The following is a 12,231-nucleotide window of genomic DNA, read 5'->3' on the forward strand; positions in this document are numbered from 1 at the left end:
CGAGGAGCTGACATGTTGCTGCGTACCGTGATCGCCCTGGCACTGGGTTCCCTGATCTCTGTGTCTGCCTTTGCGCAAATGACGCCGGTAGGCACGTGGCGCACCGTGGACGAGAAGACCGGCGAACCCAAGTCCGAGATTCGCATCACGGAAGCCGGCGGCGTGCTGTCCGGCAAAGTGGAGAAAGTCATGCGCAAGGACGCCAAGCCGGACGAGAAGTGCGACAAGTGCACCGACGACCGCAAGGACAAGCCTATCGTGGGTATGGAGATCATCCGCGGCGCCAAGAAAACCGAAGGCCACGACGTGTGGGAAAGCGGCAAGATCCTGGACCCGGAGAACGGCAAGGAATACACGCTGAAGCTCACCCCTGTCGACGGCGGCAAGAAGCTGGAAGTGCGCGGCTACATTGGCTTCTTCTTCCGCACCCAGACCTGGGTGCGGGCGCAGTAGCCCCCATTTTTTTCACGGCCGTCACATGGCCGAAACACATTCTGAAGTGGCGCCCGGGGCGCCACGCTCACACACCCTTCAGGGTGTTTTTCCAAGGTTGAAACCATGAGTCGTTTCCTCGTCAAAAAAGTTGCGGTGCTGGGCGCCGGTGTGATGGGCGCGCAGATCGCCGCCCACCTGGTCAATGTCAAGGTGCCGGTGGTGCTGTTTGACCTGCCGGCCAAGGAAGGGCCGAAGAACGGCATCGTCACCCGTGCCATCGATGGTCTGAAGAAGCTGAAACCGGCACCGCTGGGCGTGCCCGAAGACGCCGGGTTGATCCAGCAGGCCAACTACGAAGAGCACATGGACTTGCTGAAGGACTGCGACCTGGTGATCGAGGCGATCGCCGAACGCATGGACTGGAAGCTGGACCTGTACAAGAAAATCGCGCCTTTCGTCGCCCCGCACGCCATCCTGGCCTCCAACACCTCGGGTCTGTCCATCACCAAGCTCAGCGAGGCGCTGCCCGAAGAAATCAAGCCGCGCTTTTGCGGTATCCACTTCTTCAACCCGCCGCGCTACATGCTGCTGGTGGAACTGATCAACACGCCCACCACGCAGCCGCAGGTGCTGGACGACCTGGAAACCTTCGTCACCAGCGCTTTGGGCAAGGGCGTGGTGCGCGCCAAGGACTCGCCCAACTTCATCGCCAACCGCGTCGGCATTGCCGGCATGCTGGCGACGATGAAGCAGGTGGACGCCTTCGGCCTGACCTACGACGTGGTGGATGACCTGACCGGCAAGAAGCTGGGCCGCGCCAGCTCGGGCACCTTCCGCACTGCCGACGTGGTGGGGCTGGACACCATGCACCACGTCATCAAGACGCTGCAAGATAACCTGAGCCTGGAGACCGACCCGTTCTACGGCAGTTTCTCCACGCCGCCCGTGCTGGCCAAGCTGCTGGAGATGGGGGCCTTGGGTCAAAAGGCCAAGGGCGGTTTCTTCAAGAAGGTGGGCCGCGACATCCTGCGCTTTGACGCCGCCGCTGGCGACTACGTGCCTTCCGGCCAGAAGGCCGACGAGGTGGTGGGCCGCATGCTGAAAAAACCGGCGGGCGAACGCCTGAAGCTGCTGCGCAACGCCGAGGGCGCCGAGCCGCGCTTCCTTTGGGCGATCCTGCGCGACCAGTTCCACTACGCCGCGGTGCACCTGGCCAGCATCGCCGAGACCGCGCGCGACGTCGATTTCGCCATGCGCTGGGGCTTTGGCCTGAAGCAGGGCCCGTTCGAGCTGTGGCAAGAAGCCGGCTGGCTGCAGGTGGCCAACTGGATCAAGGAAGACATCGAGGCCGGCAAGGCGCTGACCAGCGCGCCGCTGCCCGATTGGGTGTTCAAGGGCCCGGTGGCCGATGCCGGTGGCGTGCACACGCCCGAGGGTTCGTGGAACCCGACGACAGGAAAATTCGTGGCCCAGCACAAGCTGCCGGTGCATGCGCGCCAGCACTTCCCCGAAAGCGTGCTGGGCGCCAACGCGCCCCAGGCCGAAACGGCTGGCACCACACTGCACGAGGACGACGCGATCCGCCTGTGGACGCTGGACGGCGACGTGCTGATCGCCAGCATCAAGACCAAGATGCACGCCATCAGCCCCGACGTGGCCGAGGGCCTGTCCCTGGCCGTGGACATGGCCGAGAAGGACTACCAGGGCCTGGTGATCTGGTCGCCCGACGAGATGTTCTCTGCCGGTGCCGACCTGCAGGCCATGCTGCCCGCTTTCATGATGGCCGGCGTGTCCGCCATCGACGGCGCCGAGGCCGAGTTGCAGAACGTGATGCTGAAGTTGCGCTACGCCACCGTGCCCACCGTATCGGCCGTGCGCGGCCTGGCGCTGGGCGGCGGCTGTGAAATGGCGGTCTATTCAGCCAAGCGCGTGGTCATCATGGAGAGCTATATCGGCCTGGTGGAAGTGGGCGTGGGTCTGGTGCCTGGCGCCGGTGGCCTGGCCTACATCGCGCGCCGCGCGGCCGAGAATGCTGCCACGTCGACCGGCAAGGACATCCTGCCCTTCTTGACGGAAGGCTTCACCGCCGCCGCCATGGCCAAGGTAGGCACCAGCGCCATCGAGTCGCGCAAACTGGGCTACCTGCTGGACAGCGACACCATCGTGCCGCACAAGGACGAGTTGCTGTTCGTCGCCATCACGGAGGCGAAAGCCATGTACGCCGCCGGTTACCGCCCGCCGCACAAGCGCCAGTTCGCCGTGGCCGGCCGCAGCGGCGTGGCCACCATCAAGGGCTCGCTGGTCAACATGCGCGACGGCGGTTTCATCAGCCAGCATGACTTCCACATCGCCAGCCTGATCGCCAATGTGGTCTGCGGCGGCGACGTGGATGCCGGCAGCCTGGTGAGCGAGGAATACCTGATGGCGCTGGAGCGCCAGGCCTTCTGCGCGCTGCTGACGCATCCGAAAACTCAGGAACGCATCATGGGCATGATGTCCACCGGCAAGCCGGTGCGCAACTGATCCCCACCGCCCAGAACAGAATTCAAGGAACACCACCATGTCCACCAAACAAGTTCAGGACGCCTACATCGTCGCCGCCACCCGCACGCCCATAGGCCGTTCGCACCGTGGCTTTTTCCGCAACATGCGACCGGATGACCTGCTGGTGCGCGCACTGAAGGCCGCTCTGGCCCAGGTGCCCACGCTGGACCCGAAGGCCATTGAAGACCTGATCTGCGGCTGCGCCATTCCCGAAGGCCCGCAGGGCCTGAACGTGGCGCGCATAGGCGCCGTGCTGGCAGGCCTGCCCAACAGCGTGGGTGGCGTCACCGTCAACCGCTTTTGCGCCTCGGGCCTGAACGCGGTGCAGATGGCCGCTGACCGCATCCGCGTCGGCGAGGCCGACGTGATGATCGCCGCCGGCACCGAGAGCATGACCATGGTGCCTATGATGGGCAACACGCCGTCGCTGTCGCCGTCCATGTTTGCCAATGACGAGAACATCGGCATCGCGTACGGCATGGGTCTGACGGCCGAGAAGGTGGCCGCACAGTGGAAGGTCAGCCGGGAAGCCCAGGACGAGTTCGCCTACCAGTCACACATGAAGGCGCTGGCGGCCATGAAGGCCGGTGAGTTTGCCGACGAGATGACGCCGATTGAGGTGATCGACCGCGCGCCCGATCTGGCCACCGGCAAGACGGTGGAAACCAAGCGCATCGTCAGCCTGGACGAAGGCGCGCGTCTGGACACCACGGTGGAAGGCTTGAGCAAGTTGCGCCCGGTGTTCGCCGCCCGTGGTTCGGTCACCGCCGGCAACAGCTCGCAGACCTCGGACGGCGCCGGTGCGCTGATCCTGGCCAGCGAGAAGGCGGTCAAGCAGTTTGGCCTGAAACCGCTGGCGCGTTTCGTCAGCTTCGCCTCCAAGGGCGTGCCGCCGCACATCATGGGCATCGGCCCCATCGAGGCCATTCCCGCGGCACTGCGCTACGCTGGCCTGAAGCATGAAGACATCGACTGGTTCGAGCTGAACGAGGCCTTTGCCGCGCAATCGCTGGCCGTCATCAACACGCTGGGGCTGGACCCGAGCAAGGTCAACCCCATGGGCGGCGCCATCGCGCTGGGCCACCCGCTGGGCGCCACCGGCGCCATACGCTCGGCCACCGCCATCCACGCGCTGCACCGCAAGAACCTGAAGTACAGCATGGTCACCATGTGCGTGGGCATGGGGCAGGGTGCGGCAGGTATCTTCGAGCGCGTCTGAGCCCGTCAAGGTCTCGCACCGGACTGCCACGACAAGGCGTTGAAGGCACACTCACCCCATGAGTGACACCCACGTTTTCGACCAGGCCCTGGGCCTGAGCCCTGCCGGCGCACCCGGCCACTACACCGGCACTGCCGCGCCCGCCTACTGGAACATGGTGGGCCCGTTTGGCGGCATCACCGCGGCCACCGCCCTGCGCGCCGTGCTGCTGCACCCGGAGCTGCTGGGCGAGCCAATTGCGCTGACGGTGAACTACGCCGGCCCCATCCAGGCCGGCGCCTTTCATGTGCAGGCCACGCCCGCGCGCACCAATCGCTCCACCCAGCACTGGAGCATCACGCTGACGCAGGCCAATGCGCAGGGCGTGCAGGAGGTGATGCTGACCGCCACCGCCGTCACCGCCGCGCGCCGCAGCACCTGGGGTACGGACGACATTCCCATGCCCACGGTACCCCGCCCCACCGACCTGCCACCTGGCAAGCCCATGAGCGGCGTGGAGTGGATCAACCGCTACGACATGCGTTTCCTGGATGGCGCTTTCCCCACCCAGTGGGAAGGCCAGGGCGACCACAGCCTGACGCGCCTGTGGCTGCGCGACACACCGCCGCGTGCGCTGGACTTTTGCGCACTGGCCGCCATGTCCGACGTCTTCTACCCGCGCGTGTACCTGCGCCGCGCCCAGCGCGTGCCTGCGGGCACCGTTTCCATGACGGTGTATTTCCACGCCGACAGCGCCCAACTGGCCGCCTGCGGCAGCGGCTTCGTGCTGGGCCAGGCCCAGGCGCAAGCTTTTCGCAACGGCTTTTTCGACCAGCAGGCCCAGTTGTGGGCAGAGTCTGGCCAGCTGCTGACCACCACGCAGCAAATCGTCTATTACAAGGAGTGAGAAAAAAATGTCCGATATCCTGACCCACACCGACGCCGGTGTGATGACCATCACGCTGAACCGCGTCGAGAAGAAAAACTCCATCACCGCCGCCATGTACGCCACCATGGCCGATGCGCTGGCGCAGGCCGAAGCCGATGCGGCCACGCGGGTGGTGGTGATCCAGGGCGACCCGGCCATCTTCAGCGCCGGCAACGACATCGGCGACTTTCTGAACCAGCCGCCGGCCGGGCAGGACTCGCCGGTGTTCCGCTTCCTGCGCGGAATTGCCGGCTTCCCCAAGCCGCTGATCGCCGCCGTCTGCGGCCCGGCGGTGGGCATTGGCACCACGTTGCTGTTCCATTGCGACCTGGTCTATGCCGGCGACAACGCGGCGTTTTCCATGCCCTTCGTCAACCTGGGCCTGTGCCCTGAGGCAGCCTCCAGCCTGCTGGTGCCGCAGATGCTGGGCTACCACCGCGCTGCCGAAGCGCTGCTGCTGGGTGAGCCCTTCATGGCCGAGGCGGCGCTGGAAGTGGGCCTGGTCAACCGCGTGGTGCCGCCCATGGAAGCCAACAATGTGGCGCAGCAACAGGCCCGCAAGCTGGCGGCCAAGCCCATCAGCGCGCTGATCGAAACCAAGCGCCTGATGAAGAAAGGCCAGCGCGCACTGGTGCTGCAGCAGATGGACGAAGAGGGCGCCAGCTTTGGCCGCATGCTGCGCGAGCCGGCCGCACGCGAGGCATTTGGCGCCTTCATGGAAAAGCGCAAGCCGGATTTTTCTAAAACCTGAGACATCGCGGGACAGACCACCGCGCAGCGGTGCTCTGTCCTCGACACTTTGTACGGGACCTCCCTTGCCGGTATAGGCCGCGTCTGCGGGCTGTACCGGCTTTCCTGCATTTCGTCGCAAGCTGTTGGCGGGCCATGGGCTGGCCCTGTATGGTGTCAAATGGGCCTGCGTGTGCGGGCTCGTGGATTCCCAGGGCATCATCACGCCCGCCACGCAACAACAAGCAACAACAGGCAGGGAGGCAACCCATGGACAAGCGATACAGGCTGCATGCACTCATCCTGACGGCCGGGCTGTGCGCCGTTATGGGCATGGCGCAAGCGCAGACCCCTCAGTCCGCGCCGCCCCAGGCTCCGGCCTCGGCACCCAAGCCCGGCACCACACTGGAAAAGGTGGAAGTCACCGGCAGCACCCAGCAGTACGACGCGCGGCGCGACGACACCGCGGCCAAGATCGTGGTCACGCAAGAGGAGATCGTCAAATACGGTGACACCACGCTGGCCGATGTGCTGAAGCGCCAGCCGGGCATCACCGTCAGTGGGGGCAATGCCGGGCGCGGTGGTGGCGAAATCCGCATGCGCGGGCTGGGTGCCGGCTACACGCAGGTGCTGCTCAATGGCGAGCCGGCGCCGCCCGGCTTCACGCTGGATTCGCTGCCGCCCAGCCAGGTGGAGCGCATCGAGATCATCCGCGCCGCCACAGCTGAGTTCAGCACGCAGGCGATTGCCGGCACCATCAACATCGTGCTGAAGAGCCGGGTGACCACCGCCCAGCGCAACCTGAAGCTGACGTTGGAAGGCGCCAACGTGTTCGTCTCGCCGGTGCTGGATTTCCAGATGTCGGACAAGCAGGGCGCCATGTCGTATTCGCTGGGCGCCAACCTGCGCACCGGCAAGTTCAACCAGGATTCCACCCGCGACGAGGATGGCACCGACGCCTCAGGCCGGCCCAACATGCTGCGTACCTCGAAACGGCACGACGAAGGCCGTTTTCATGCGCTGAGCCTGACGCCGCGCGTCAACTGGACGCTGTCCGACATCGACACGCTGTCCTTGCAAGGCTTTTTGTTGCTGAACCGTTCGCATTCGGAGTCGACGCAGGTGTGGAGTTCGCTGTTCGGCGCGCCGCCGCCGTACTTCTCCAACCAGACCCAACCCGCCGACCGCTTCGACCTGTTGCGCACCGACGTGAACTGGGTGCGCAAGTGGCAGGATGGCGCCAAGCTGGACGCCAAACTGGGCTTCAACGCCAGCCGGCGCGACACCGACTTCCGCCAGCAGGGCTTCGACGCCGCCAACTTCGAAACGCTGGACGCGGTGACCATCTCCAGCGCCCGTGACCATGGCGTCACCTCGGTGGGCAAGTACGCCACGCCGCTGGGTGACGACCACACGCTGGGCGTGGGTTGGGATGCGGGCATCAGCCACCGCAGCGAAAGCCGGGTGGAGACCGATCGCCCCATCCCCGGCTATCCGGGTGTGAACACCGACGAGCGCTACACCGCCACGCTGAGCCGCCTGGCGGTCTATGCGCAGGATGAATGGGCCGTCACACCCAAGTTCTCGCTCTACATGGGCTTGCGCGGCGAGACGCTGGACACCGAGAGCGAGGGCAACACCTTCGCCGCCATCCACAACCGTTCGACCGTGCTCAGCCCGCTGCTGCAGGTGCTGTGGAAGCTGCCCGACAGCAAGAACGACCAGGTGCGCCTGGCGCTGACGCGCACCTACCGGGCGCCCGGCATCAACCGGTTGATCCCGCGCCGCTACACCTCTATCTACAACAGCCCGATCTCGCCGGACAACCAGGGCAATCCCAACCTGCGGCCCGAACTGGCCACCGGGCTGGACGTGGCGTACGAGCACTTCTTCGGCGCCACCGGCGCACTGTTCAGCGCTTCTGTCTATGCGCGCCAGATTGACGACTTCATCCGCAACAACATCAGCCTGGTGGGTGACAAGTGGATATCCATGCCGGTCAACGACGGGCGCGCCCAGACCCGTGGCATCGAGCTGGACGCCAAGTTCCCGCTGCAGCTGTTCTGGAAGGAAGGCCCGGCCATGGACCTGCGCGCCAACCTGTCGCGCAACTGGTCCACGGTGGACAACGTGCCCGGCCCCAACAACCGCCTGTCCGACCAGACGCCGCTGTCGGCCAACTTCGGGCTGGACTACAAATGGAACGCCGACTTCAACATCGGCGGCAACTTCACCTACAAGACCGGCGGGCCGATACGCATTTCGCAGACCAACAGCACCTTCAGCACCATCAAGCGCGAGATGGACATCTACGCGCTGTGGAAATTTGACGCCAAGAATCAGCTGCGCGTGTCGGCCGTCAACGTGCTGGCCCAGCCCTTCACCAACGTGACGGTGTACTCGGACGCCAACGGTACCCAGCGCGCCACCGGGGTGGTGCCGTTCAGCGTCATACTGCGGGTTGTGTACGAGAAAAAATTGTGAGACATTGCGGGACAGACCACCACGAAGTGGTGCTCTGTCCTCAACACTTCGTAGCTGTTCATAAATTCCCGGGGACCCCGTGACCACACTCCAAGGCAAAACCCTGTTCATCACCGGCGCCTCGCGCGGCATTGGCTTGGCCATCGCCAAGCGTGCCGCCGCTGACGGTGCCAACATCGTCGTCGTCGCCAAGACCACCGACCCCAACCCCAAGCTGCCCGGTACCATTTACAGCGCCGCCAAAGAGATCGAGGCAGCCGGTGGCCAGGCGTTGCCGCTGGCGGTGGACATCCGCGAGGATGCGGCAGTGCTTGATGCCGTGGCGAAGGCAGTGGCCGCCTTCGGCGGCATCGACATCCTGGTCAACAACGCCAGCGCCATCAGCCTGACCAACACCGAGCTGACGCCGATGAAGCGCTTCGACCTGATGAACGGCATCAACGCGCGCGGCACCTACCTGTGCACCGCCACTTGTTTGCCGGAGTTGAAGAAATCGGCCGCGGCCGGTCGCAACCCACACGTGCTGACGATGTCGCCGCCGCTGTCGATGAAGACGCACTGGTTCGCCCCGCACACCGCCTACACCATGGCCAAGTACGGCATGAGCATGTGCACGCTGGGCCATGCGGGCGAGTTCAAGCCCTTCGGCATAGGCGTCAACAGCCTGTGGCCGCGCACAGCCATCGCTACCGCCGCCATGCAGATGATCCCCGGCGTGGACATCGCGCTGTGCCGCAAGCCCGAGATCCTGTCCGACGCCGCCTACCTGATCCTGACCAGCGTCAGCAGCAACACCGGCAACTTCTACATCGACGACACGCTGTTGGCCTCGCACGGCATCACCGACCTGGAACAGTACTCGGTGACGCCCGGGACGAAGAACTTCATTCCTGATTTCTTCGTCGACTGAATTTCGCTGGCCTGTTCGCGCCAAGCGAAGGTCGCTGGCGAGTGCCGACGCCGCCGGGGCCTGATCCCGCAAACCAGCCGTCGTGGTCCTGCGTCGCGGAACCACGTCAACGCAAGAGCGTCAGCTAGGCTGCTTGGTGATGCGCAGGTAGGGCTTGGGCGACTTCCAGCCGCCGGGGAACAGCGTCTTGGCGTCGTCGTCGGACACCGAGCCGGCGATGATCACGTCGTCGCCGTGCTTCCAGTTCACCGGCGTGGCCACCTTGAACTTGGCGGTCAGCTGCATGGAATCCAGCACGCGCAAGATTTCGTCGAAATTGCGGCCGGTGGTCATCGGGTAGGTCAGCATCAGCTTGATCTTCTTGTCCGGGCCGATGATGAACACCGAGCGCACGGTGGCGTTGGTGGCGGCGGTGCGGCCTTCAGATGTACCGGCCTCTTCAGCCGGCAGCATGTTGTACAGCTTGGCCACGGCCAGGTCGGTATCGCCGATCATCGGGTACTTGACGGCGGACCCTTGCGTTTCCTCAATGTCGGCGGCCCACCTGGCGTGGTTTTCCACCGGGTCGATGGACAGGCCGATCAGCTTGGCATTGCGCTTGGTGAACTCGGGCTCGATCTTGGCCATGTAGCCCAGTTCGGTGGTACACACCGGCGTGAAGTCCTTGGGGTGCGAGAACAGAATGGCCCAGCTGTCGCCTATCCAAGTGTGAAAGTCGATCTGCCCATGCGTGGTCTGGGCGGTGAAATTGGGTGCAGTGTCGTTGATGCGCAGGGACATGGCGGCTCCTAGTTGTGGAATGCAGGGAAAGAGCAGAGCAATATAGCGGAAGCCCGTGGCAGTTACAAATGACTGTTCGTGATGAGCTTATGGCTGGCGTGGCGATGGCAGCGGTGGTTTAGCCGCTCAGGCAAACATCTGCTGCACATCCAGCGTCGCGCGCCGCCCCAGGCTGTCGCCGTGCTGTTCCAGCCACTGCAGCGCGCGCTCCCGGCCCTGGTCGCGCAGCAGTTGCAGGAAGGGGCCATGCGCCAGCATCCGCGTGTCGCTGCGCTGCAGGCTGGCCAGGCCGTCGGCATGCACCAGGTGAAAGCGCATCTGTTGCAGACGCCGCTCCAGCCGCCCGCTGGTCAACAAGCCAGCGCGCGCATGCTGGCTGGCGCGGGCGAACATCTGCATCTCGCGCAGGAAGTGGGTGGAAAACGCCAGCTCGGCGGCACGCGTGGCGATGTCGTGGGCGGTGTCGGGCGCGGCCTCATGCGCCAGCGGGTTCAGCAGCACCAGCAGCACGTCGGCGCTGGCGCAGTCGTAGAACAGCGGGAACACGGCCGGGTTGGCGCTGAAGCCGCCGTCCCAATAGGGCTCGCCGTCAATCTCCACCGCGCGGCTCATGCGCGGCAGGCAGCTGGACGCCAGCAGCATGTCCAGCGTCAGCTCATGGTCGCGAAACAGCCGCAGCTTGCCGCTGTTGGCCTGGGTGGCGCCGATGAACAGCTTGAACGGGCTGGCGCTGCGCAGCGCCTCAAAGTCAACCTGCCGCTTCAGCAGTTCACGCAAGGGGTTCAGGTCAAACGGATTCAGCTGGGCCGGGGAGAAGTGCCCGGCCCACTGCGCCAGCACTTTGGCGGCCGGCGACAGGCTCATGGATTCGCCCTCGCCCTGCGTCAGCAGGCCCATGGGCAGCTGCTCGCCGACGGCGGTCCAGAACTCGGATAACGCGAGGCGCGCGCCTTCGCGGCCACCGCCGGGCCCGCCTTCGCGTTCACCTTTCAGCCAGCCATCGGCCAGCACCACCGCGTTCATCGCACCGGCGCTGCTGCCGCTGATGCCTTCCAGGTGCACGCGCGGGTCTTGCAGCAACGCGTCCAGCACACCCCAGGTGAAGGCACCGTGTGCGCCACCGCCTTGCAAGGCCAGGTTCAGCCTGACCGGTTGCGGCCCGCCGCGCAGGCCGCGCCAGTAGCCGGTGAGCGAGCCCACCAGGGAGCCCGCCAGCGTGTTGGCCAGGCCGGGCGGCGGCTTGGCGGTGATGGCGGCGGGGCTGTTCATGGCAGTTCCTGGTGTGGGGGGACTGCGAACAGTATAGGGTTAACCCTTAGGGTGCGGCGGTCTGCTGTGCTTTGCCCATTTGCCACAGCAGGAAGCTGTAAATGTCGGCCGACAGCGCGTAGCGCTGCGTCGCCGTGCTGCCCATGCCATGGCCGGCCTGCGCGTCCAGCCGCAGCAGCACCGGCTTGCCGCTGCTGGAGGCGGCTGTGGGCTGACCGCAGCCCTCAGTCGAAGCCGGCCGCGCGCCTGTGGTCGGCGCTGCCAGGCCCGCTGAGCAAGCCTACCAGCTGGGCGGCCGCCTCGGGCTGGCGCGCGCCGCTGCACACGGCGGCGGTGTACATGGTGGCCAACTCGAACTCGGCCGGCAGTGGCGCCACCCATTGGGCGCCGGGCGTGATCAGGATCTCCGTCATCTGCGTGCAGCCGATCACGTGGGCGTCGGTGCTGGCGACCATTTCGCGCATCGCGGTGGCGCCATTGGGGAAGGGGCGCAGGCGGTCTGCCAGCAGCTGGTCCAGCCCTAACTCGCGCAACACCTTGAAAAAGTGGATGCCGGCGGTGGCCTTTACCGGGTCGGGGAAATAGATGCCGCTGGCGGCCATCAACGCGGCTTTCAGTTGGGCAGCGCTACCCACCGGCGGCAGCGGCGTGCCGGCCTTCACCGCCACGCCGGTCTTGACCCGGCCCAGCGCCCGCGCAGTGCCGGCGGCCACGTGCCCGCTGGCCATCAGCTGGGTGATCAACGCCTCGCTGAGGATCACCAGGTCGCACGGCGTGCCGGCCAGCAGCTTGTCCTGCATCATGCCGACGGCGCCGAAGGTGCCCCCAATACCGTGGCCGCTATCGGCCAGGAACTGCGCCTGCAGCCCACCCACCAGACCCTGGGCGGCGCCGCCGCTGAGCAGCTGCAACGGGGGCTGCGTGTTGTCGTTCATGTTCTGTGTGCTCCCTGGC

General features: G+C 65.6%; 11 protein-coding genes. 7 read left to right on the plus strand and 4 right to left on the minus strand.

Annotated elements, in window-relative coordinates:
• Nucleotides 1-12 precede the first annotated feature (12 nt).
• The 7 genes from AC1DX2_RS14480 to AC1DX2_RS14510 all read left to right on the plus strand — a co-directional run bounded on the left by AC1DX2_RS14480 (nt 13) and on the right by AC1DX2_RS14510 (nt 9,228).
• On the plus strand, nt 13-453 hold the full coding sequence (locus tag AC1DX2_RS14480; protein ID WP_477197065.1) for a DUF2147 domain-containing protein: 441 nt from the start codon (nt 13-15) through the stop codon (nt 451-453).
• 105 nt (nt 454-558) lie between these two features.
• Nucleotides 559-2,958 carry a 3-hydroxyacyl-CoA dehydrogenase/enoyl-CoA hydratase family protein gene (locus tag AC1DX2_RS14485; RefSeq protein ID WP_477197066.1) on the plus strand — a complete coding sequence of 800 codons (2,400 nt, stop codon included), beginning with the start codon at nt 559-561 and terminating at the stop codon, nt 2,956-2,958.
• A 37-nt stretch (nt 2,959-2,995) separates the two neighbouring features.
• Nucleotides 2,996-4,198, plus strand: coding sequence for an acetyl-CoA C-acyltransferase (locus AC1DX2_RS14490; RefSeq protein WP_477197067.1), 1,203 nt, complete (start codon nt 2,996-2,998; stop codon nt 4,196-4,198).
• A 58-nt stretch (nt 4,199-4,256) separates the two neighbouring features.
• A complete protein-coding gene (locus AC1DX2_RS14495; protein ID WP_477197068.1) occupies nt 4,257-5,084 on the plus strand; it encodes an acyl-CoA thioesterase in 828 nt (275 codons plus the stop codon).
• Between the two features lie 7 nt (nt 5,085-5,091).
• Nucleotides 5,092-5,856 (plus strand): enoyl-CoA hydratase, encoded by a 765-nt coding sequence (locus AC1DX2_RS14500; RefSeq protein ID WP_477197069.1) that lies wholly within the window; start codon nt 5,092-5,094, stop codon nt 5,854-5,856.
• A 248-nt stretch (nt 5,857-6,104) separates the two neighbouring features.
• Nucleotides 6,105-8,318: a TonB-dependent receptor plug domain-containing protein gene (locus tag AC1DX2_RS14505; protein WP_477197070.1), complete on the plus strand. Its 2,214-nt coding sequence runs from the start codon at nt 6,105-6,107 to the stop codon at nt 8,316-8,318.
• Nucleotides 8,319-8,397: 79 nt separating this feature from the next.
• On the plus strand, nt 8,398-9,228 hold the full coding sequence (locus AC1DX2_RS14510; RefSeq protein WP_477197071.1) for an SDR family oxidoreductase: 831 nt from the start codon (nt 8,398-8,400) through the stop codon (nt 9,226-9,228).
• Nucleotides 9,229-9,348: 120 nt separating this feature from the next.
• Here the strand turns inward: AC1DX2_RS14510 and AC1DX2_RS14515 are convergent, their stop codons facing one another.
• From AC1DX2_RS14515 to AC1DX2_RS14530, 4 genes are all read right to left on the minus strand, one after another.
• Entirely contained in the window at nt 9,349-10,008 is a 660-nt protein-coding gene (locus AC1DX2_RS14515) for a peroxiredoxin (protein WP_477197072.1), read from the minus strand.
• A gap of 126 nt (nt 10,009-10,134) precedes the next feature.
• On the minus strand, nt 10,135-11,277 hold the full coding sequence (locus tag AC1DX2_RS14520) for a patatin-like phospholipase family protein (RefSeq protein WP_477197073.1): 1,143 nt from the start codon (nt 11,275-11,277) through the stop codon (nt 10,135-10,137).
• Between the two features lie 46 nt (nt 11,278-11,323).
• Nucleotides 11,324-11,458 carry a hypothetical protein gene (locus tag AC1DX2_RS14525; protein ID WP_477197074.1) on the minus strand — a complete coding sequence of 45 codons (135 nt, stop codon included), beginning with the start codon at nt 11,456-11,458 and terminating at the stop codon, nt 11,324-11,326.
• A 43-nt stretch (nt 11,459-11,501) separates the two neighbouring features.
• Complete coding sequence (locus tag AC1DX2_RS14530) at nt 11,502-12,212, minus strand: molybdate ABC transporter substrate-binding protein (protein ID WP_477197075.1); 711 nt, start codon at nt 12,210-12,212, stop codon at nt 11,502-11,504.
• Between the last annotated feature and the right edge of the window lie 19 nt (nt 12,213-12,231).

It is taken from the genome of Hylemonella sp. P2_B10 (assembly GCF_056404875.1).

Excerpts from the sequence above, each read along its gene's own strand:
- AC1DX2_RS14530 (WP_477197075.1), bottom strand. The coding sequence starts at position 12,212 with ATGAACGACAACACGCAGCCCCCGTTGCAGCTGCTCAGCGGCGGCGCC.
- AC1DX2_RS14490 (WP_477197067.1), top strand. The coding sequence starts at position 2,996 with ATGTCCACCAAACAAGTTCAGGACGCCTACATCGTCGCCGCCACCCGC.
- AC1DX2_RS14500 (WP_477197069.1), top strand. The coding sequence starts at position 5,092 with ATGTCCGATATCCTGACCCACACCGACGCCGGTGTGATGACCATCACG.
- AC1DX2_RS14485 (WP_477197066.1), top strand. The coding sequence starts at position 559 with ATGAGTCGTTTCCTCGTCAAAAAAGTTGCGGTGCTGGGCGCCGGTGTG.
- AC1DX2_RS14495 (WP_477197068.1), top strand. The coding sequence starts at position 4,257 with ATGAGTGACACCCACGTTTTCGACCAGGCCCTGGGCCTGAGCCCTGCC.
- AC1DX2_RS14505 (WP_477197070.1), top strand. The coding sequence starts at position 6,105 with ATGGACAAGCGATACAGGCTGCATGCACTCATCCTGACGGCCGGGCTG.
- AC1DX2_RS14515 (WP_477197072.1), bottom strand. The coding sequence starts at position 10,008 with ATGTCCCTGCGCATCAACGACACTGCACCCAATTTCACCGCCCAGACC.
- AC1DX2_RS14480 (WP_477197065.1), top strand. The coding sequence starts at position 13 with ATGTTGCTGCGTACCGTGATCGCCCTGGCACTGGGTTCCCTGATCTCT.
- AC1DX2_RS14520 (WP_477197073.1), bottom strand. The coding sequence starts at position 11,277 with ATGAACAGCCCCGCCGCCATCACCGCCAAGCCGCCGCCCGGCCTGGCC.